A 20,789-nucleotide genomic window follows, 5' to 3' on the forward strand; every position below is an offset into this window, starting at 1 on the left:
GTACTGGTCTTGAGTATCTACCAAGCTGCTGCGACCTGTGAAACCGAGTCGAGTATGGATTCAACACATTACTTTCAGGTCGCAGCACATTCTCAGAAACCAGCATCCTGCTCCCTCGCCCCTTTGGGGTGGTCCGACGTTTCGGGAGGGCTGGGGAGAGGGGTGGTTTTTGAGGCTGACAAACAATTTGAAGCTTCCTCATACAAATGCCGCTTAACTGACCGGCATTAGGGCTGGCCTGGTGCCCTGGCATAAGGTTGGCTGAAGTGTATCCCAAGCCAACCGTTGGCGTGCAGCGCCGAGCCAACGGTCGGGGAGCGGGCGTGCCGGGTTATTTCAAACTGCCGGCCAGGAACTGCTGGAGGCGCTCGGACTGTGGCTTGACCAGTACTTCGCGCGGGTTGCCGCGTTCTTCGACCAGGCCCTTGTGGAGGAACACCAGTTGGTTCGACACCTCGCGAGCAAAACCCATTTCATGGGTGACTACCACCATGGTGCGACCTTCCAGCGCGAGGTCCTGCATGACTTTAAGCACTTCGCCGACCAGTTCAGGGTCGAGTGCTGAAGTCGGCTCATCGAAGAGCATTACCTCTGGTTCCATGGCCAACGCGCGGGCTATCGCCACGCGCTGCTGCTCGCCACCCGACATGTGCGCCGGGTAGGCATCCATACGGTGCGCCACGCCGACCTTGTTCAGATAGTGCTCGGCCTTTTCCCTGGCGTGTTTCTTGTCCATGCCAAGGACATGCACCGGGGCTTCCATGACGTTTTCCAGGGCGCTCATGTGTGACCAGAGGTTGAAGTGCTGAAACACCATCGACAGCCGCGAACGCATGCGTTGTAACTGCATGGGCTCGGCGGCTTTGAGCCCGCCTGATGCGTTGCTCACCAGTTTCAGTTGTTCGCCGTTCAGCAAAATCTTGCCTGCGTTGGGCTGCTCCAGCAGGTTGATGCAACGCAGGAAAGTGCTTTTGCCAGAGCCGCTGGAGCCGATGATGCTGATCACGTCACCCGCTTTTGCCTCCAGGGACACGCCCTTGAGGACTTCGTGTGTGCCGTAACTTTTGTGTAGATCCTGAATTTCAAGTCTGTACATGGTTTCCACTCTCTTGAATCAGTCGCTGAGCAAGCGACCCTGGCGAATAGGGGTACTGCCGGCGACCTTGGCCAGCCACAATCCGGGCTGGGCAAAGCGCAGACGTTCGCGGGCATAGAGGATGCCGTCGGTGCTGGCGAGTACCACGCTGTGGCGATCGGTCAGTGGATCAATCACTTCGAACAGCGGGTCGCCGACCTTGACCCGGGCGCCCAGCGGTTGCAGAAAACTCACCACGCCGGGGTGAGGTGCATAGGCGTACTGCGCACCGGCGAACGGTGTCGCTTCACAGCAGGTCGGCGGAGCGGCCGGCCAGTCACCGCTGATCAGCCCTTGTTCGGCGAGAAACCCGAGAATGGCGTCCGCGCTATCAACGCATTGCTCGCGCTCGGTATCGGCCATACCGCGTAACTCGATGGTGGTGGCTACACACGCCAGCGGAATATTGGCTTTCGGGAAACGCTCGGCCAGGTGTAGCCACGGGATCGCGCAGGCTTCATCAAAAGCGTTGCCACCCGCGCCTTCGGCCAGCAGGGTGGCGCCAGCGCCCAGGCGTGCGGCCAATGAACGCAAGCGTGGCCAGTTTTGAGGCATGGCGTAAAGCAGCATGATCGACTCGAAGTCGCAGTGCAGGTCCAGCACAACATCGGCGTCGCAAGCATGCTGCAACAGCAGACGGCGCAAACCATCGAGCTCCGATGTGGGGGCAGGCATGTCCGCGAGGGCATCGCCCATGGCGCGGCGGATGAGTGCGATGTTGGTATTGGCATCCTCACCCAGTTGACCTTCAAGCTTTGGCGCAACGGCTTCGGCCAGCTCAGGGAAGTCGCGGTTGAAGTTCTTCCCGCTGGAGAACTCGAAGCGGCCCTGGTGGGTGGCCTGGAACATCTGCGCGATACCGATCGGATTGGCCATCGGCACCAGTTCGATCACTCCGCTCAGGCGGCCTTGCTCTTCCAGCTCGCGCAGACGGCGCTTGAGTTCGGCGGCGACGCGCATGCCTGGCAACTCGTCGGCATGCAACGATGCCTGGATATAAGCCTTGCGCGGCCCGCTGCCAAAACGAAACAGCGACAGGTGTCGTTCAGTGCCCGAGGCACTCCACGGCAACAAGTATTGAATGTGCTCCATAACAGCTCCTTAGTGCTTGCGCGGTGCCAGATACGCCAGCCAGCGGCGCTCGGCCAGCTTGAACAGACGAACCAGGATGAAGGTCAGGACCAGGTAGATGAGCCCCGCGGTGATGAAGGCCTCGAACGGCAGATAGAACCGCGCACTGACCGTACGTGCGGCCCCGGTGATGTCGACCAGAGTGACGATGGACGCCAGGCTGGTGGTTTGCAGCATCATCAGCACTTCGTTGCTGTACTGCGGCAGCGCCCGGCGCAAGGCCGATGGCAGGAGAATGCGGCGATACAGGGTAAAGCGCGACATGCCCATGGCCTTGGCCGCTTCGATTTCGCCGCAGGAAGTGGACTTCAAACTGCCGGCCAGAAGTTCCGCGCTGTAGGCACTGGTATTGATCGCAAAGGCCAGGCAGGCACAAAAGGTCGCGCTGGACAGGTAAGGCCAGAGCACGCTTTGGCGCACCGCTTCAAACTGCGCGAGCCCGTAATAGATCAGGAACAATTGCACCAGCATCGGCGTGCCGCGAATCACATAGGTGTAAAGCCAGGCAGGGAAGTTGATCAGCGGTGATTTGGACACCCGCATCAGGGCCAAGGGAACTGCCAGCGTCAGGCCAAAGGCCAGGGAAATCAGCAGCACTTTCAGGGTCAGCAAGGCGCCATTGAAGTACAGCGGCAGGTTTTCCCAGATCACGTTGTAGTCGAGAATCATGTGTGCTCCCAATTACAGCTCGGCGGCTTTGATGCCGACCGAGTAGTGTTTTTCCAGGTAACGCAGCACCAGCAACGACAGGCTGGTCAGCATCAAATAAAGAGCCGCAACCGCGAGGAAAAACGTAAAAGGCTCATGGGTTGCATCCGCTGCGTTCTTGGCCTTGAACATCATGTCCTGCAAGCCGATAACCGAGATCAGCGCGGTGGACTTGGTCAGCACCAACCAGTTATTGGTGAACCCGGGAATGGCGAAACGAATCATCTGCGGTACCAGAATCCGCCAGAACACCTGCGCGCTACTCATGCCGTAGGCCGCTCCGGCCTCGCCCTGACCTTTAGGGATCGCCATAAAGGCGCCGCGAAAGGTTTCCGAGAGATAGGCGCCGAAAATGAAGCCCATGGTGCAGACGCCGGCGATAAAGGGATTGATGTCGATGTAATGGGTGTAGCCAAACGCAAGGGCAATGCGGTTCACCAGATCCTGGCCACCGTAGAAGATCAGCAGAATCAACACCAGGTCAGGGATGCCGCGAATAACGGTTGTGTAACCTTCGCCCAGCGCCGCCAGCCATTTGAGCGGTGACAAACGAAATGCTGCACCGATCAGACCCAGGGCGATGGCCAGGGCCATGGAAGTCAGGGCCAGATTAATAGTCAGCCAGGCGCCATCGAGAATGCTCGATCCGTAGCCGTGAAGCATGATGAAGTTCCTCAAGCGAGCGCCGGGAGGCGCGCGGGACAAGCCAAAGGCGGCGCCTGCATGGGCCGGCGCCGGGGTTGCTGGTAGACGTTTATTCGCCGTAGATATCGAACGCGAAGTACTTGGCCATCACTTGCTGGTACTTGCCGTTGGCGCGGATGGCGTCAATCGCGGCACTCAGACGTGCAGCGTTCGCACTGTCGCCTTTGCGCACGGCGATCCCGGCGCCTCTGCCGAAGTATTTCGGGTCGTTGATGTCCGGCCCTACCAGGGCGAAACCTTTCCCTGCAGGCGTTTTGATAAAGCTTTCATCGGTGTTGATGATGTCGGCGAGCGTGGCGTCCAGACGACCCGAAACCAGATCAAGGAATGCTTCATTTTGTGCGGAGTAGCGCACGACCTCGACCCCGGCTTTCTCAAGTTGCTCGGTGGCGAAGCGGTCGTAAGTCGAGGAGCGTTGCACACCGACTTTCTTGCCTTTGAGATCAACCAAAGGGTCGTTGATCACGCTGCCGGCCTTCATCGCGAACTTGCCTGGGGTGTGGTAGTACTTTTTGCTGAAGTCGACTGACTTCAGGCGGTCGTCGGTGATCGACATCGACGACAGCACCGCATCGATCTTGCGTACTTTCAGCGAGGGGATCATGCCGTCGAATTCCTGGATGACCCATTGGCATTTGACCTTCATCTCATCACACAGGGCGTTGCCGATGTCGTAGTCGAAACCGCTGACGTTGCCTTCCGGGGTCTTGAAGGAGAAGGGTGGATAGGCGGCTTCGATACCGATACGCAGACTGTCTTCGTCGGCGTGGGCCAGGATGCTAAAGGCGCAAAGTGCCAGAGCACCTAGAAGTCCTGTCTTGTTCATATTGTTGACTCCTTTTGTAGGGTGTTTGGGTGGTCGATACCCGGAAGTACCCGGAATGGGCGCCTCTCGGGGGAACTGCTGTGGCTGAGGTACTGCCTCAGTCGGGGGCGCGATCTGCCCTGAAAGGTAAAGCTGCTTGCCGTCCGATCTGGCGCGCTGGGTTCGTCTTTACGATCTTGCTGAGCCTATAAATGACACGTTTTATTTCATAAATCAATTTTATGAAAATAATAATATCATTGCTGGCAAATTCCCAGTGGGGTAATCATTCCTGGGCGTGGGTGCAAACGTGGGGGCGTGAGCGTACCGAGTCAGTCGCAATACCGAGTTGACGGTGGAGCGGGACATTCCGCTCGCAATTGGTAATGGCGAACACTTTGGGGTCGATATCTGACACGTCTGGATGATCCCTGACGCCGACAATCCGGTTCCTAACTACCTTGAAAGCGGCGCTCGGAGATCAACGATGGCTATCAGTGTTTTTGACCTGTTCAAGATTGGAGTCGGCCCTTCCAGTTCCCATACCGTCGGCCCGATGCGTGCAGGGGCTCTGTTTGTCGGAGCCTTGCGGGAACGGGAAATGCTGGCGAAGGTGCAGCGCATCGAGGTGCGACTGTATGGTTCGCTGTCGGCCACGGGTATCGGCCATGGCACTGATAAAGCGACGATTATGGGTTTGATGGGGGAGTGGCCAGATAAGGTCGACCCGTTGCGGATCGAGCCGCGCTTGCTGGATCTGCGCGAGACGCAATGCCTGCTATTGGCCGGTGAATACCGCGTGCCGTTTGTCTGGCAGCGAGACATGCGCTTGCTGAATGAAAACCTGCCCTACCATCCCAACGCCATGACCTTGAGCGCGTTTGCCGAGGATCAACTGCTGCTGTGCGAAACCTACTATTCCGTTGGCGGTGGTTTCGTCATTGATCAGCAGCAGGTGGCTCGCGGCCAGCTCGATCAGGATCAGACCGAACTGCCCTACGACTTCAGCACTGCCGCACAGTTGCTGAGCCAGTGCAACGCACATGGGTTGCGCATTTCCCAGCTGATGCTGGCGAACGAGCGGGCATGGCGCAGCGAAGAGGAGATCCGTCAGGGGCTGGCGCATATCTGGCAAACGATGCGTACCTGCATGGACAGCGGGCTTCAGCATGAAGGTGTATTACCCGGCGGGTTGAATGTGCAGCGCCGCGCAGCGCGTCTGCATCGCAGCCTGCTGGAAATCGGCAAGCCCAATGTGATCGGCTCGACCTTGAGCGCCATGGAATGGGTGAACCTGTTCGCCTTGGCGGTCAATGAAGAAAACGCCGCCGGCGGGCGCATGGTCACCGCGCCCACCAACGGCGCGGCGGGGATCATTCCGGCGGTGTTGCAGTACTACATGAAGTTCTGCCCCGAGGCCAAGGACAGCGACGTGGTGGACTATTTTCTCGCCGCCGCGGCCGTAGGCATTCTGTGCAAACGCAATGCGTCGATCTCCGGTGCGGACGTCGGCTGTCAGGGCGAAGTCGGTTCGGCTTGCGCCATGGCCGCTGCCGGCTTGGCGGAAATCCTCGGTGCCAGTCCCGAGCAGGTGGAAAACGCCGCGGAAATCGGCCTGGAGCACAACCTTGGGCTGACCTGCGACCCGGTCGGCGGGCTGGTGCAGGTACCGTGCATCGAGCGCAACGCCATCGCGGCGGTGAAGGCGATCAATGCCGCACAGATGGCTTTGCGCGGCGACGGCACGCATTTCATCTCCCTCGACAGGGTGATCCGCACCATGCGCGATACCGGTGCCGACATGCATGACAAATACAAGGAAACCTCCCGTGGCGGGCTGGCTGTCAGCGCCATCGAGTGCTGAGCCACCTTCATTACGGGAGAGCGGGACATGCTGCAATTGACTGAACCTTGCCGGCAAAAATCGCCGGTATTGCGCATCGGCTTCTGGTTGATGGAAACCTTCGATTTGTATGCGCTGGCCAATGCGCTGGAACCTTTGCGCCTGGCCAATCAAGTGGCAGGACGAGGTGTCTGCGAGTGGCAGATTCTCAGCCTGGAAGGCCAGAATCTGAACGCCAGCAACGGTATTGCCACCGCCACCACGCGACTGGATCAGGCACAACCATTGGACGTGTTGATCCTCTGTGGCGGCGAAAACCTGCACGCTCAGACCGATCATCATGGCCTTCACCAGCAGCTGTGCCACTGGGCCGCGCAGCCGATTGGTCTGGGCGCATTGGGCAAGGCTGGTTGGCTGCTGGCGCAGGTCGGCGCTCTGGACGGTTTCCGGTGCAGCTTGCCGGAACCCGACCCTGCGGCATCGCTTGGTTCCTTCAATGATTTAACGCCGGTGGCCGCGCCGTTCTGCGTCGACCGCCAACGTCTGACCTGCGTCGGCCCGCAGGCCGTTCAAGGGCTGATGCACGAACTGCTGGCCCAGCCCCACGGACGCGGTCTGGTCTTGCAGATGGAAAAACACGCCGCCCGCCAGGCGAGGCCGCTGCAGCCGGTGCACAACGCCCATCCAAAACTGCAAATGGCGCTGGCACTGATGAACGACCATCTGACCAGCACGCTGGGCATCGACGAACTGGCCGAGTCCATGGGCATTTCCCGTCGGCATATGGAGCGGCTGTTCAAGCGCAACCTGGGCTGCTCGCCGTCGCGGCACTATCTGGACTTGCGCCTGCAACAGGCACGTCAATTGTTGCAGACTGGCAAACGCCCCATGACGGATGTCGTTCGCGAGTGCGGATTTGTTTCGATGCAGCATTTTTTCCGCTGCTATCGCCAATACTTCGGCTCGCACCCGCGTGAACAACTGAGTACCGCTTAAGACCCTTCTCACACTGATTGCCTGACCCTAGACAATGCCCCCGCCAAGCGGCTTTCACCGCGCTTGCCGGGGGCATTGTCGTTTTTGCCAGAGGGCCCCGAGACCCGCATTCGAAAAGAGCGGATCTGATCAACTACAGGTCGGATTCGCGCAAAAAAGCCCATCGTGCATCTGTTCGAATGATCTTCAGCGGCCCGCCAGAGTGGCGCCTTCTGTCGCTCAATCACTGACAAGGATAAATGACATGCAAATGCCGAAAACCATCCAGATCAAGAACGGCGAAAAAGTGACACCGACGTTCTCGGCTCAGGAATATGCCAATCGCCAGGCCAAATTGCGGGCTTACCTGGCGCAGAACAATATCGACGCGGCAGTCTTCACCTCCTATCACAACATCAACTACTACAGCGACTTCCTGTATTGCTCTTTCGGTCGTCAGTACGCGCTGGTCGTGACTCAGGACAGCGCAGTGACCATCAGCGCCAACATCGATGGCGGTCAGCCATGGCGGCGTACCGTCGGTACTGAAAACATCGTCTACACCGATTGGCAGCGCGACAATTACTTCGTCGCGATCCAGCAAGCCTTGCCCAAGGCCGGACGCATTGGCATCGAGTTCGACCATCTGAACCTGCTCAACCGTGACAAACTCGCCAGCCGCTACCCGCAGGCCGAACTGGTGGATGTCGGCGCACCCTGCATGCGCATGCGCATGATCAAGTCCGCCGAAGAACACGCGATCATCCGCCACGGCGCCCGGGTGGCGGACATCGGTGGCGCGGCCATCGTAGAAGCCCTGCGTGATCAGGTTCCGGAATATGAAGTGGCCCTGCACGCGACTCAGGCGATGGTGCGCGAAATTGCCCGCACGTTCCCTGACTCCGAGCTGATGGACACCTGGACCTGGTTCCAGTCCGGCATCAATACCGACGGCGCACATAACCCGGTGACCTCGCGCAAGGTCAACAAAGGCGACATCCTCAGCCTCAACTGCTTCCCGATGATCGCCGGTTATTACACCGCGCTGGAGCGCACGCTGTTCCTCGACCACTGCTCCGACGAGCATTTGCGCTTGTGGGAAGTCAACGTCAAGGTGCACGAGGCCGGTCTGAAACTGATCAAGCCGGGCATGCGTTGCTGCGATATCGCCCTGCAACTGAACGAGATCTTCCTCGAACACGATCTGCTGCAATATCGCACCTTCGGTTACGGCCACTCCTTCGGCACGCTGAGCCATTACTACGGCCGCGAAGCCGGGCTGGAACTGCGCGAAGACATCGACACCGTACTGGAACCGGGGATGGTGGTTTCCATTGAACCGATGATCATGCTGCCCGAAGGCCTTCCGGGTGCCGGCGGCTACCGTGAACACGACATATTGATCGTCAATGAACAGGGCGGGGAAAACATCACCAAATTCCCCTATGGCCCAGAACACAACATCATCAAGCCGTAAGGTCTCGCGCCGCACAGGAACCTGTGCGGCGTTTCTCTTTGGTGAGCAGCCAAGGTGTAGAAAAAAGCCGTCCCGGCGACTGAGTTCAACGTTAAAAAACCAACGCAAGCGCGCCGAGAACGCGCAGCATCTACTGACCCTTCACCCTGCCAAGTAAAACAATAGAGGGTATTTGTCATGTTTTACGTCTCGACTCCGGCCTCAGGCCCGAAGCATCGCCACCTCAATCTTGCTTCGGGCAGCGATAAAGCGCTGCCTCTTCATCCCGAGAACAGCACCTCTACCACCGGAGGTGTCCAATGAACACCCAAAGCGCAGGCCTGACGCTCACCCAAGAGCAGCAATATGAACAGACGTCCGAGCGCAAGGCATTGCGTCGTGCCGCCAGTGCCAGTTTCATGGGCAACTTCGTCGAGTGGTTTGACTACGCAGCCTACGGCTATCTAGCGACGGTCATCGCGCTCACATTTTTTCCGCAGACCGACAAGGCCACCGGCTTACTGGCGACTTTCGCGGTGTTCGCGCTGTCGTTTATCGTTCGCCCGATAGGAGGATTGGTCTGGGGTCACTTCGGTGATAAATATGGGCGCCGCAACGCGTTGTCCTGGTCAATTCTGATCATGTCGGTCTCAACCTTCTTTATCGGCGTTCTCCCCACTTACAATCATATCGGCCTGTGGGCGCCGGCCTTGCTGTTGCTGATTCGCCTGGTTCAAGGGTTTTCCGCTTCCGGCGAATATGCCGGGGCGTCGGCCTTTCTCGCCGAATATGCGCCCGAGGGTAAACGCGGTTTGTACACCAGCATCGTCCCGGCGAGTACCGCTGCCGGGTTACTGTTCGGTGCAGTGTTCGTTGCCTGCCTGCATTCGTTTATTAGCGTCGATGATCTACACAGTTGGGGGTGGCGATTACCCTTCCTGCTGGCCGCGCCGTTCGGTCTTGTCGGGCGGTATATCCGCATGAGCTTGCAAGACACACCGAAGTTCCTGGAGATGGAAAAGCGCCTGGAAGCCAAGGAGTGCGCGACCCACGCTCCGGTTCGCGAGTTGCTGACCGTGCACCGGCGCAGCGTGATGATCGGGATCGGCGTGACGTGCCTGAATGCGGTGGCGTTCTATCTGTTGCTCAGTTACATGCCGACCTACCTGTCCACTGAAATGGGCATGAGCGAGAGTGATTCGTTCATGGCTTCGACAGTTTCGCTGGCGACCTATATCGGGCTGATTTTCCTGATGGGCAAGCTGTCGGACCGGTTCGGACGCAAGACCATGCTGGTGACCGCTTCGATGCTGTTTTTGGCGCTGACATTTCCGCTGTTTGGCATGCTCAACAACCAGCCATTGATCGTGGTGCTGATGATCCAGATTGCCTTCGGCGCGATCCTGGCGATGAACGACGGCACTTTGCCGTGCTTCCTCGCCGAGATATTCCCCACCCGGGTGCGCTTCAGTGGCTTTGCCTTCAGCTTCAATATCGCCAATGCCGTGTTCGGCGGCACTGCGCCGTTTATCGCGACCTGGCTGATTCAACTGACCGGCAATAAAATGGCCCCGGCCTGGTATCTGCTGGCGGCGGCCGCGGTGGCGTTGATCGCCATGCTGGCGAGCCGGGAAACCGCACATAAAGCTTTGCAGGACTGACCTGCAACACTGCAATCCCGCGGGAGCACGGCAGCCCTGCGATGACGTCCTTGAGGTCGCCATCGTCGGATCGCTGCCCGGAGCAAGCGGATCGCCGCCCGGCTCAGCTCCTGCTTACTAATGCAAAGCGTCTTGCTTGCGTTCGCCGATGGGCGATACGCCGAAGAAGCGGCTGTAGCATTTGGAAAAATGCGCAGGTGAAGCGAAGCCGCAGGCCAGGGCGATATCGCGTACCTGCGACTCGCTGCGTAGCAGTAATTGCCGCGCCCGCGACAGGCGCAATTCCAGGTAGTACTGACTCGGCGTGCGTTGCAGATGCTTGTGAAACAAGCGCTCCAGTTGCCGCACCGACACCTCGTTTAACCGTGCCAGTTCCTCAAGACCCACCGGCTCCTCGAGATTGGCCTCCATGATAGCCACCACTTGGCTGAGCTTGGGCTGTGAGGTGCCCAGTTTCTGCCGCAATGGCACACGCTGTTGCTCCCGCGCCCCGCGCACCCGATCACACAACAGCAACTCGGCCGCATGAGCCGCAATGTCCCGGCCGCCCGGTTCACGGGCAATCAACTGCAAGGTCATGTCCATGGAAGCCACGCCACCGGAACAGGTGTAGCGATCCCGATCCAGTTCGAACAACTGATTGGAAATGATGATCCCCGGAAAGCGCTCCTTCAACGCTTCGATGTCTTCCCAGTGAATCGTGCAACGATAACCCTTGAGTAAATCGGCACGAGCCAGCAAGTGGCTGCCGGTGCAAATTCCGCCCAGTGTCACCTGATCATGGGCCAGCTTGCGCAGCCAATTGAGCAATGGCCGGCTGCTGTGATTGGAGACGATCGGGTTTGAACCGACAACGAACAGAATGTCCAGTTTGGGTGCGTCGGTGATGGCGTAGTCGGGCAGGATGCGCATGCCGTTGCTGGCCGTGACCGGCTCCAGGTTGGCTGCGATGATGACCGTGCGGAACATCGGTTGGCGCGCCGCCATATTGGCCATGCGCAGGGTTTCCACGGCGGAGGCGAAGCCGATAGTGGTGAAGTTTGGTATGACCAGAAAACCTACGGTTTTCACTGGCCGGTGTTCATTAGCCGAACGTCCCGCAGCGGGTTTCGCCGCCTGGAGTTTCGCCATCATTACCGCTCCTCCACTGCATAGGTGACGCGCTCTGCGGCAAGGCGCCGACAGTTCGCAGCATCATCTCGTTTTTATGATTGTTATACCCTGCTTTTGGGCTCGTGGATCTTACACCGAGTGTCCGATCAGCAGGCATAAACGAGACGTGCTCTTGTACGCAAGGTGGATTTGGATAACAGGTTTAGCAAGTTGTGCCAGACGGCCAGCGCTGCGGCGAGCACCTGAAACGTAAAAGCGATGACCAGGCATCATTGGGCGAGGGGAGGGGTGTTACCCCGGGTTTGTGTGCCTATGGATTCAGAACGATTTCATCAGAAATTATTTAGTAACTAATTGATTTTAAACACTATTATTCTGATTCATAAATGAAACAGATAGACGGCATAAAAAACTCTGGATTTGTAGTATTTACTACAGATATAATTTTTGTGAGCATTATGTAATAAATAAAACAGAGCTCTGAAAGGCAATTCATGACGAATTTACGTGAAAAAATTACCGATGCCGCTTTGAAGCCAACGCCTTCCGAGCGAAAGGTAATCCGTGCGTTGCTCGACCACTACCCACGTAGTGGGCTCGGTCCAATGGCTCGTCTAGCCGCGCATGCAGGGGTCAGCGACCCGACCATTATGCGTTTGGTGAAGAAGCTTGGATTTGGTGGCTATGCCGAGTTTCAGGATGCCTTACTCAGTGAGATGGACCACCGGTTGCGCTCGCCAGTAACGTTACTGCAACCCCGTTCTCACGTGTTCCAGGACGATGTCTGGACAAGCTATCTGAATGAAAGCAGTCGCACCCTGCAAGAAACTCAAGCCCTGACTCAGCCTGAGGATGTCCGTGTCCTGGTCGACTGGATACTAGATGCCCGTCATCAAATATTTTGCTTCGGCGGTCGTCTCAGCAGTTTTCTAGCGGGCTATCTGGTCAGTCACTTACGCCTATTGCGTTCGGGATGCCATGCCCTTGAAGACAACGCCCAGCTTCCAGATCGGCTGTACGACATTCAGCGCCAGGATGTCGTGCTGCTTTTTGACTATCGCCGATATCAGACTCAAGCCCTGCGCGTCGCTGCTGCGGCCAAGGCGCGGAGTGCGCGAGTCGTCCTGTTCACTGACATTTACGCGTCTCCGTTACGCGAACTGGCAGACCTCATCATCAGCGCCCCCGTGGAATCAGTGTCTGCATTTGACACGATGGTTCCAGCGCTCGCGCAAGTAGAAGCACTGATTGCCACCCTGACTCAACGCAGCCCCGATCTGGACGATCGCCTGGAAGGTATTGACACACTTCGTGCTGGATTCGCCGCCCACCTCCTGGAGGAAAAATAATAATGTTCACTCTTCCCCATCACTCGCCGCGTGACCTGCCTTTTGGTTACGGCAATACAGCTCTTTTGCTTGTGGATATGCAGCGTGCCTGGCTAGATCCAAAATTCGATCCGCATTTGCAGGGTCCAGAGTCGGAGTACTTTTTGACTCGTACCCAAGGAATGGTGATTCCAAACCAGATAAAACTGCTCAAGGCGATGCGTGAAGCTAATCAAAATGTGCTGCATACCATCATAGAAAGCCTGACGGCGGATGGGCGTGATCGCTCACTGGACCATAAGTTGTCGGATATGCACCTGCCCAAGGGTAGTTATCAAGCCGGCATCATCGATGACTTGGCCGCGATCGAAAACGAGATCGTCCTGCCTAAGACTTCATCGGGCGTATTCAACTCAACAAACATCGATTATGTCCTGCGCAATCTTGAAACCCGGCATCTGATCATCGCCGGGATCGTCACCGATCAATGTGTGGATATGGCTGTTCGTGACGCGGCAGATCGCGGTTTTCTGGTCACGTTGGTCGAAGACGCTTGCGCGACTTACACAGCACCACGGCACCAGGCTTGCCTCGAAGCGATCAAAGGTTATTGCTGGATCACCGACACTCAGACCGTCGTCAATCGTTTGCAGGAGATCCGTGCATGAGCCAGTCCGTCGCTGATAAAAAGCTCATCACGCCAACCGCCATGACAACGATCGTCACGACTGACTTGATTGGTATAACCCGTGGCCGTTCATTTCCCACCGATGAACTTGAAAGTTATCAGCTCGCCGGCTGTGGTTGGGTGCCCGCAAACAGCGCGCTGACACCACAGGATGTGGTGGCCTCGGACAACCCTTGGGGCGCATATGGCGATTTGCGTCTAATTCCGGACATGAATAGCCGTGTGCAAGTACCCAACGGCCCTGACGCCAATGCACCGGGTCTGGACTTCATTCACGCTGACATCTGTGAAACCGATGGCCAGCCATGGGCCGCCTGCCCGCGGACGCTGTTGCGTAATGAAATACAGCGCTACCGCGACGACCTGGGTCTGGAAGTCACTGCGGCTTTCGAGCACGAATTCAATCTGGGACATCTGGACTCAGCGCCCTCGTGCCGGGCGTTTTCACTCGGCGCACAGCATCATGCCGCAACCTTCGGTGGTTGGCTGTTGAGTGCCTTGAGGGCAGCAGGCGTCGAGCCTGAAATGTTTTTGCCGGAATATGGCAAGGCTCAATACGAAATCACCTGCCGACCGATACAAGGTGTCGCCGCAGCCGACCGAGCGGTGAATGTACGCGAGATCACGCGCGAAATAGCCCGGCAAATGGGGCTGGATATCAGCTTTTCTCCCAAGCTCGAAGAGAACGGCGTCAGTAACGGGGTACATCTGCATATCAGCTTGCAGGATCAGGCAGGTCATCCAGTCATGTACGACCCCGAACACGACAATGGTCTGTCGACAATGGGCCAGCATTGGGCTGCCGGTGTATTGAAGTATCTACCCGCACTGTGCGCTTTCAGCGCGCCGACCCCGATTTCCTACTTGCGTTTGAAACCCCATCACTGGAGTGCTTCATACGCTTGCCTGGGTCAACGCAACCGGGAGGCTTCACTGCGCATATGTCCTACCATCACTATCGGTGGGAAGTCGCCGGCGAAACAGTACAACCTGGAGTTTCGACCGCTCGATGCGACGTCCTCACCACACTTGACCATGGCTACCGTATTGATGGCCGGCAGAATAGGCATAGAACAAAAACTGGTGCTGGACAGCTCAACCGATGAGACGCCAGATTCCCTGAGCGAGGAACAACGCCACGCTCGAAACATCGTTGCCTTGCCCGGTTCCCTCAGTGAAGCGCTTTCAAGTTTGCGCGAAAGCAAAGAACTGTTTGAGGCGCTGCCAAAATTACTGCTGGATGCGTATTTTGCGGTGAAGTCAGAAGAGCTGAAGTCGACTGAAAAACTCACCCCTACTGAGCTGTGTGAGCATTATGCGCGCCTTTACTGAAACGCCTGAGTATGGCCTGTACACCGAGCCGGCTTACAGGATGAGCCGAGAGGATTCTGAACATTCAGTGATTCTAGTTTGCGAACATGCCAGCGCTTACATTCCGCCTCAACTGGCTGATTTGGGTCTGAGTGCCGACGCTGCAAGGGAGCATATTGCTTGGGATATCGGTGCGCTGGCCTTGGCTGAGAGGTTGTCGAAGGCGCTCGGTGCGACGTTGATATCGGCGACGTATTCGCGGTTGTTGATTGACCTTAATCGCCCACTCGAAGCGCCCGATAGCATTCCTTTGCGCAGTGAAATTTACGACGTAGCGGGCAATCAAGGTCTGGACGAAGCCACTCGACAGTATCGACGAGATTGCTTGTTCAAACCTTTTCACCTTCGGCTGAGCGAGCTAATAGATTCCCGGTTGGCCCAGGGGCGAGAAGTGCGAGTGATAGGGATACACAGTTTCACCCCTATTTATCACGGCCAACCGCGCGCGGTGGAAATCGGCGTCCTGTTTGCCCGCGCCCAGGCCTACGCGCAAAGTTTGATTAACGGTCTGGCCGCTCATGACCTGAAGGTGGCGGCTAATGAACCTTATGAAATAAACCTTCTTGAGGATATGACGGTTCCTTTTCATGGCGATCAGCGCGCAATTGATGCTGTACTGATTGAAGTAAGAAACGACTTATTACGAACACCGGAAGCTGCTCAGTCATGGTCAGACTACCTGGCTCCACTGCTGTAAATGCTGTCGTTTGTTAAAACGGTAATACAACTATAAAAAAACCGCTTAGGCGTCTTTTAACCTGCCGGGTTTAAAAAATATGCTTCAGTCGTCATGCTGTCCTCAGCAAGCGGCTGAGCATCCGCCTTACTTTCATACGGAAGTACCACATCATGGCAATTGAAGAGTTTGGTTATAAGCAAGAATTAAAACGCAGTTTGTCGCTTGCCGATCTCGTGATCTATGGAATGATCTTCATGATCCCTATTGCTCCATTTGGAGTGTATGGATATGTGAACCACGAAGCGCCAGGGATGGTCCCGCTGGCGTACATCATTGGCATGGTTGCCATGCTGTTCACTGCATTGAGCTACGGGAGCATGGCGCGCGCTTTCCCCATTGCAGGGTCGGTTTATTCCTACGCTCAACGTGGGTTGCATCCGAACGTTGGTTTTATTGCAGGGTGGCTGCTGTTACTCGACTATCTGCTTATTCCGCCTTTGCTTTATATCTATGCGGCGATGGCCTTAAATCATTTGTATCCTGAAATACCAAAAACTGCATTCATTCTTGCTTTTTTGATCAGCGCTACTCTAGTGAATTTGCGAGGAATGACGTTCACCGCTCGAATGAACATTGTGTTTTTGCTCGCACAATTGGCAGTTCTTGGTATTTTCCTGGTCTGTGCGTGGAAGGCTTTACAGGGCGGTGCAGGAAATGGGCACTTGACGTTAGCCCCCTTGTATAACCCCGCTGGATTCAATTTTTCGTTGATGATGCAGGCGGTTTCGATCGCGGTGCTTTCGTTTCTCGGCTTCGATGCCATTTCTACCCTTGCGGAGGAAACCAAGGGAGACGCAGGGCGCAGTATTGGCAGAGCCGCACTGATTAGCTTACTGGTAATGGGTGGCATATTTGTGTTGCAAACATGGCTTGCGGCAGATCTGGCAGCAGGTATGGGCTTCACTTCTGCAGACTCTGCATTTTATGAGATCGCGGCCATTGCCGGCGGCAACTGGCTGGCATCCCTCACCGCAATAGCGACAGCATTGGCGTGGGGCGTGGCAGTTTCCATCACCTCTCAAGCGGCAGTTTCGCGGTTACTATTCGGGATGGCTCGTGATGGAAAGCTTCCAAAAATCCTGGCAAAAGTTCACCCGAAATACAGCACGCCCTACCTTAGTATTTACGTGGTTGGTGTACTTTCGCTGATCATTTGCTACCTGTTTATAGACACTGTGGATACCTTGACGTCACTGGTTAACTTTGGTGCGCTAAGTGGCTTCATGATTCTGCATATTACAGTCATCAACTTTTACTGGCGTCGTCTGAAGTCGCGCAACATCTTGCGTCATCTGATAACACCAGTTCTAGGTTTCATCATCACCAGTGCGATCATGTACAACATGGGCCTGGAAGCGCAAAAGCTAGGCTGCGCCTGGATCGTGATGGGTCTGGTCTATCTGTGGTTTCTCAACCGAAAAGGTTCAGACCTGGTGTTGTCGGAAGACATCTAACCCGCTCTAAGTCTTGATGGGCTTCTTGAATGTTCAGGTGCATTGAGTTGTTTGGCGTTTTATCGGCGCAGCCTTTGCTGCTGCCTGATTAATAGAGCCTGCCTCTCAATGCACCGCTAACCATCCCTGTCCGGAGAATAACAACATGACCCGATATGTTGATGTAAATGACTTGAGCCAATTGGTTTCACATAAAGGCATCACTCTGTTTTTGTCCGAAATGGCCGAATGCATTCGTGAAGACTATCTTCGTTGGCAGGATTTTGAGAAGTGCGCACGTCTGGCTAACCATTCAGCTGAAGGCGTCATCGAGTTGATGCCGGTCTCGGACGCCTCGCTGTATGCCTTCAAATACGTCAACGGCCACCCGAAGAACACTCAAAGTGGAATGCTCACTGTCATGGCCTTTGGCGCGCTTGGCGATGTCGAAACGGGCAAGCCGGTATTGCTTAGCGAAATGACCCTTACGACTGCGATCCGTACGGCCGCAACGTCGGCTTTGGCAGCACGCTATATGGCTCGACCGGGCTCGCGCGCCATGGCACTCATCGGCAATGGTTCACAGAGCGAATTCCAGGCGATCGCTTTCCATACGATGTTAGGTATCAACGAGATCCGCTTATTCGACATTGATCCAGACGCTACCCGCAAGCTTGCAAGCAACCTGGAAGGCTTCCCGGGAATTACAGTAGTCGTCTCATCATCCGTCGCAGACGCTGTGCGAGGTGCCGATATTGTGACTACGGTGACCGCGGATAAGGCTTACGCAACCATCCTGACCCCGGAAATGATTGAGCCCGGCATGCACCTCAATGCCGTTGGCGGTGACTGCCCTGGCAAGACCGAGTTGCATCGTTCCATCGTCGAAAGGTCACGAGTATTCATTGAATATGAACCGCAAAGTCGTATCGAAGGTGAAATTCAACAGATGCCCGCGGACTCGCCTGTCACCGAATTCTGGCGTGTCGTAAACGGCGAAGTGGCTGGTCGCGAAAACGAAGAGGACGTAACACTGTTCGATTCGGTTGGTTTTGCTTTGGAAGACTATTCGGCACTGCGCTATGTCCTGGGGGCTGCCCAGGCATTCGATATCGGTCGTGTGATTGAGTTGGTACCTGAATTGGAAAACCCCAAGGACTTGTTCGCAAGACTGCAATCAAAAGTGGCGGTTTCACAGAAGAAGCGTGCGTGATCCATTGACCTGCCTCGCCACCGCGAGGCGGCGCGAGGAAAGTTTTTGTAGTGTTCATTGCCAAATACTGGATGACTTTTCGGATCTTGCCGTTCATCGCGAGCCAAGAACCTAATTTCAAGAAGCCTGTCTCACTGGAGTGAATCGACGCGCCGGGAGGCATCATGTTTATAAAGAAGAAAAATTTGATGGTTGTTGCAGTTTGCACCTTGATGCTCGCAGGAGCATCCATGCTTCCTGGTGACCTATCCCCCATCTCCTCTGCTTATGCAAAAAGTGGCGGTGGTGGCGGTGGTGGCGGTGGTAATGGCGGCGGCGGCGGCGGTAGTGGTAATGGCGGTGGCCACGGCGAGGGTAATGGCGGTACTGGTCATTCTGGTGGATTGGGCGGGAATGGCGTGGGCAAGGGGCTAAGCAGCGGTCATGCTGAAAAAGCTGAAGCGAAAGCTGATAAATCTGAAGACAGGGCTGAAAAAGCTGAAGCGAAAGCTGATAAAACTGAAGACAGGGCTGAAAAGGCCGTTAGGGATAGAGGCATTAGCGGCAAGCATTTCGGAAGCATACGCAATGCTGACAAAGGTCATGGTGCGGTCACTTCTGGAGTGGCGCACTCTAAAGATACCAGAGGGTTGGTCAAGGCGACTTCGATCGCTAACACCACGCCAGGCGTGCACAACACAAAAGGTCTGAGCAACGCTGGCATATCCACAACCAAGATCGACCATTAACAGCTAGTTTGACCGGTCTTTGCTGAACGTTATTCAGCGATTACCGGTCATTTCTCCTCTGAGTAGACCCTCCATTCGACCGGCCCCGACACATCTTGCAGCCAGCATGCAGCGTGTCATATGCGATCAACTCCTGTGTACGTAAACGTCACATCGCTTGCATGATCATGGGCATTGATTTGTCACGCCTCGGTGTAACCTGAATGGTTAAGAAAGCGTGCTTGGTGCGCCAATTATTTGGCAGGCGATTAGTGTCAATTAATTAATAACTTTAAAAAACTCAGCCATTATGCTGGCACTCTGCTAACTTGTACCGTCCTGCTGGCTCGAGCTAGTGTCTGACTTCCAGGGCAATACGTTATGCCGACTTCACATCCACGGATCGCTGTTCTGGGCAACATTGTTGCGAGCTTCGGCCTTCCAGAGCTTGATCGCTTTGCCGATCTGAGCAGTCTTTTGGCTGCTCCTGCGTTTGATGTGCTGTTGCTTGACATGCCAGGTATTTCTGCCGGGCAAATGCTTCGCAAACTGCGTACGGAACCTTCTTACCGGTTTAGCCTGATTTACTGTTGTCGCGATCTGGACGGTTGGTGCGAAGCGCTGGGCGATGGAGCACCTCCTGTTGAGCTAAAAGAAGTAACACCGCTCTGGAGATTGTGGAAAGCACGGTTCAGCCTTTTTAATCGTGGAGCCTCGCCTGACAGATTTGAGAGCAGGGTGCTTTCATGGTTGTGGTTGCGCTCCAGTGCAGAGGTGCGTGCCCTGCGCGATCCAGAAGTTCCCCAGCATTACCGCTATCCATTGCTGGAAGTCTTGGCCGAGGATGAGCAGGTTAATACCTTCGTCTGGCTGAGATTGATGGCCCAGCAAGACTGGCTGGAAGAGGGTGTACTGGTCGACCGGATCCGACTGTGCTCAGGCTGCGGTTCGGGCCGTTTGAACTACATTGATGTGTGCCCTGAATGCCAGGCCCTGGACATTTCACGCCAGCCTTCGCTGCACTGCTTTACCTGTGGACATGTTGGCGCCCAACAGAACTTTCTGAAAGATGGAATGCTGCTTTGCCCCAACTGCCTGAATCGACTGCGACACATCGGCAGCGACTATGATCGACCACTGGAGAACTACCGTTGCGGGTCGTGCCAGGCATTTTTCGTCGACGCCGATGTTCAGGCTCGATGCCTGGACTGTGGCTTGGCGCATGCCACTGACAAGCTGCGGGTGCGCGAAATCAGACACTTCCGACTGGCTGAGTCAGGACGTTTGCGCTGCCGCCAGGGCTTTAATAATGAGCCTGGCGGGGTCAATCACTTCGGTCGACTCAACTTGCTGGGGGGCAAGGATTTCTTCGACCTGCTCACCTGGCAAATTCAGATCGTACGCCGTTATCAACTGCCGCCTTTTTCACTGATTGGTCTGCGCTTCATCAACTTGACTGAGACCCTGTTTCGCCTTGGCGAGCACCGCGGGCATGCCTTCGTCGACAGTCTGGTCGATCGCTTGCAGGAAACGGTCAGAGAAACGGACCGTTGCTCACGAAGCACAGAGGAATTCCTCTGGCTCATGCTCCCGCATACCGGTCCCGAGGGATTGCTCAGTGTTAAGCAGCGTCTGGGGCAGGTCGCCGATTTGTTCTCGGCACCTGAGGTCAGCGACATCTCTCTTCGTGTCGTCAGCTTCACTGCGCCACAGGATCTGCTCGACAATGAAGACGGTGAATTGTTGCTGGCCCGTCTAGCCAGCGAACTGGCTTGAGG

At 56.1% G+C, this 20,789-nt stretch carries 18 protein-coding genes; 12 read left to right on the forward strand and 6 right to left on the reverse strand.

Features of this window, described 5'->3' with window-relative positions; genetic code table 11:
* Nucleotides 1-331: 331 nt before the first annotated feature.
* The 5 genes from ACZYSM_RS21025 to ACZYSM_RS21045 form a co-directional block, all read right to left on the reverse strand.
* On the reverse strand, nt 332-1,096 hold the full coding sequence (locus ACZYSM_RS21025) for an ABC transporter ATP-binding protein (RefSeq protein ID WP_489074168.1): 765 nt from the start codon (nt 1,094-1,096) through the stop codon (nt 332-334).
* Between the two features lie 18 nt (nt 1,097-1,114).
* Entirely contained in the window at nt 1,115-2,227 is a 1,113-nt protein-coding gene (locus ACZYSM_RS21030) for a succinylglutamate desuccinylase/aspartoacylase family protein (protein ID WP_489074171.1), read from the reverse strand.
* A 9-nt stretch (nt 2,228-2,236) separates the two neighbouring features.
* The gene (locus ACZYSM_RS21035) at nt 2,237-2,935 is read right to left on the reverse strand and encodes an ABC transporter permease (RefSeq protein ID WP_489074173.1); all 699 of its coding nucleotides are present in this window, start codon (nt 2,933-2,935) and stop codon (nt 2,237-2,239) included.
* A 12-nt stretch (nt 2,936-2,947) separates the two neighbouring features.
* Entirely contained in the window at nt 2,948-3,637 is a 690-nt protein-coding gene (locus ACZYSM_RS21040; RefSeq protein WP_489074176.1) for an ABC transporter permease, read from the reverse strand.
* 91 nt (nt 3,638-3,728) lie between these two features.
* The gene (locus ACZYSM_RS21045; protein WP_489074178.1) at nt 3,729-4,505 is read right to left on the reverse strand and encodes an ABC transporter substrate-binding protein; all 777 of its coding nucleotides are present in this window, start codon (nt 4,503-4,505) and stop codon (nt 3,729-3,731) included.
* Nucleotides 4,506-4,971: 466 nt separating this feature from the next.
* On the opposite strand from ACZYSM_RS21045, the gene ACZYSM_RS21050 reads away from it, so the two are divergent.
* The 4 genes from ACZYSM_RS21050 (at nt 4,972) to ACZYSM_RS21065 (ending at nt 10,419) form a co-directional block, all read left to right on the forward strand.
* A complete protein-coding gene (locus ACZYSM_RS21050; RefSeq protein WP_489074180.1) occupies nt 4,972-6,348 on the forward strand; it encodes an L-serine ammonia-lyase in 1,377 nt (458 codons plus the stop codon).
* Nucleotides 6,349-6,375: 27 nt separating this feature from the next.
* Nucleotides 6,376-7,323 (forward strand): GlxA family transcriptional regulator, encoded by a 948-nt coding sequence (locus ACZYSM_RS21055; protein ID WP_489074182.1) that lies wholly within the window; start codon nt 6,376-6,378, stop codon nt 7,321-7,323.
* A 244-nt stretch (nt 7,324-7,567) separates the two neighbouring features.
* A complete protein-coding gene (locus tag ACZYSM_RS21060) occupies nt 7,568-8,779 on the forward strand; it encodes a M24 family metallopeptidase (RefSeq protein ID WP_489074183.1) in 1,212 nt (403 codons plus the stop codon).
* 299 nt (nt 8,780-9,078) lie between these two features.
* The gene (locus ACZYSM_RS21065) at nt 9,079-10,419 is read left to right on the forward strand and encodes an MFS transporter (RefSeq protein WP_489074184.1); all 1,341 of its coding nucleotides are present in this window, start codon (nt 9,079-9,081) and stop codon (nt 10,417-10,419) included.
* A gap of 117 nt (nt 10,420-10,536) precedes the next feature.
* Here the strand turns inward: ACZYSM_RS21065 and ACZYSM_RS21070 are convergent, their stop codons facing one another.
* Nucleotides 10,537-11,550: a GlxA family transcriptional regulator gene (locus tag ACZYSM_RS21070; protein ID WP_489074254.1), complete on the reverse strand. Its 1,014-nt coding sequence runs from the start codon at nt 11,548-11,550 to the stop codon at nt 10,537-10,539.
* 476 nt (nt 11,551-12,026) lie between these two features.
* Here ACZYSM_RS21070 and ACZYSM_RS21075 point away from each other — a divergent pair, with 476 nt between their 5' ends.
* The 8 genes from ACZYSM_RS21075 (at nt 12,027) to ACZYSM_RS21110 (ending at nt 20,787) form a co-directional block, all read left to right on the forward strand.
* Nucleotides 12,027-12,881: a MurR/RpiR family transcriptional regulator gene (locus ACZYSM_RS21075; RefSeq protein ID WP_489074185.1), complete on the forward strand. Its 855-nt coding sequence runs from the start codon at nt 12,027-12,029 to the stop codon at nt 12,879-12,881.
* 2 nt (nt 12,882-12,883) lie between these two features.
* Nucleotides 12,884-13,528, forward strand: coding sequence for a cysteine hydrolase family protein (locus tag ACZYSM_RS21080; protein WP_489074186.1), 645 nt, complete (start codon nt 12,884-12,886; stop codon nt 13,526-13,528).
* Nucleotides 13,525-14,880, forward strand: coding sequence for a type I glutamate--ammonia ligase (locus ACZYSM_RS21085; RefSeq protein WP_489074188.1), 1,356 nt, complete (start codon nt 13,525-13,527; stop codon nt 14,878-14,880). Before ACZYSM_RS21080 ends, ACZYSM_RS21085 begins: the two co-directional genes overlap by 4 nt.
* The gene (locus tag ACZYSM_RS21090) at nt 14,864-15,616 is read left to right on the forward strand and encodes an N-formylglutamate amidohydrolase (RefSeq protein WP_489074190.1); all 753 of its coding nucleotides are present in this window, start codon (nt 14,864-14,866) and stop codon (nt 15,614-15,616) included. The genes ACZYSM_RS21085 and ACZYSM_RS21090 overlap by 17 nt, the downstream gene beginning before the upstream one ends.
* A gap of 152 nt (nt 15,617-15,768) precedes the next feature.
* On the forward strand, nt 15,769-17,112 hold the full coding sequence (locus ACZYSM_RS21095) for an APC family permease (RefSeq protein ID WP_489074192.1): 1,344 nt from the start codon (nt 15,769-15,771) through the stop codon (nt 17,110-17,112).
* Nucleotides 17,113-17,257: 145 nt separating this feature from the next.
* Complete coding sequence (ocd, locus tag ACZYSM_RS21100; RefSeq protein ID WP_489074194.1) at nt 17,258-18,304, forward strand: ornithine cyclodeaminase; 1,047 nt, start codon at nt 17,258-17,260, stop codon at nt 18,302-18,304.
* A gap of 164 nt (nt 18,305-18,468) precedes the next feature.
* On the forward strand, nt 18,469-19,032 hold the full coding sequence (locus ACZYSM_RS21105) for a hypothetical protein (protein WP_489074196.1): 564 nt from the start codon (nt 18,469-18,471) through the stop codon (nt 19,030-19,032).
* Between the two features lie 516 nt (nt 19,033-19,548).
* Nucleotides 19,549-20,787 (forward strand): TackOD1 domain-containing metal-binding protein, encoded by a 1,239-nt coding sequence (locus ACZYSM_RS21110; protein WP_489074256.1) that lies wholly within the window; start codon nt 19,549-19,551, stop codon nt 20,785-20,787.
* The last annotated feature ends 2 nt before the right edge of the window (nt 20,788-20,789 follow it).

It is taken from the genome of Pseudomonas sp. F220, assembly GCF_057813935.1.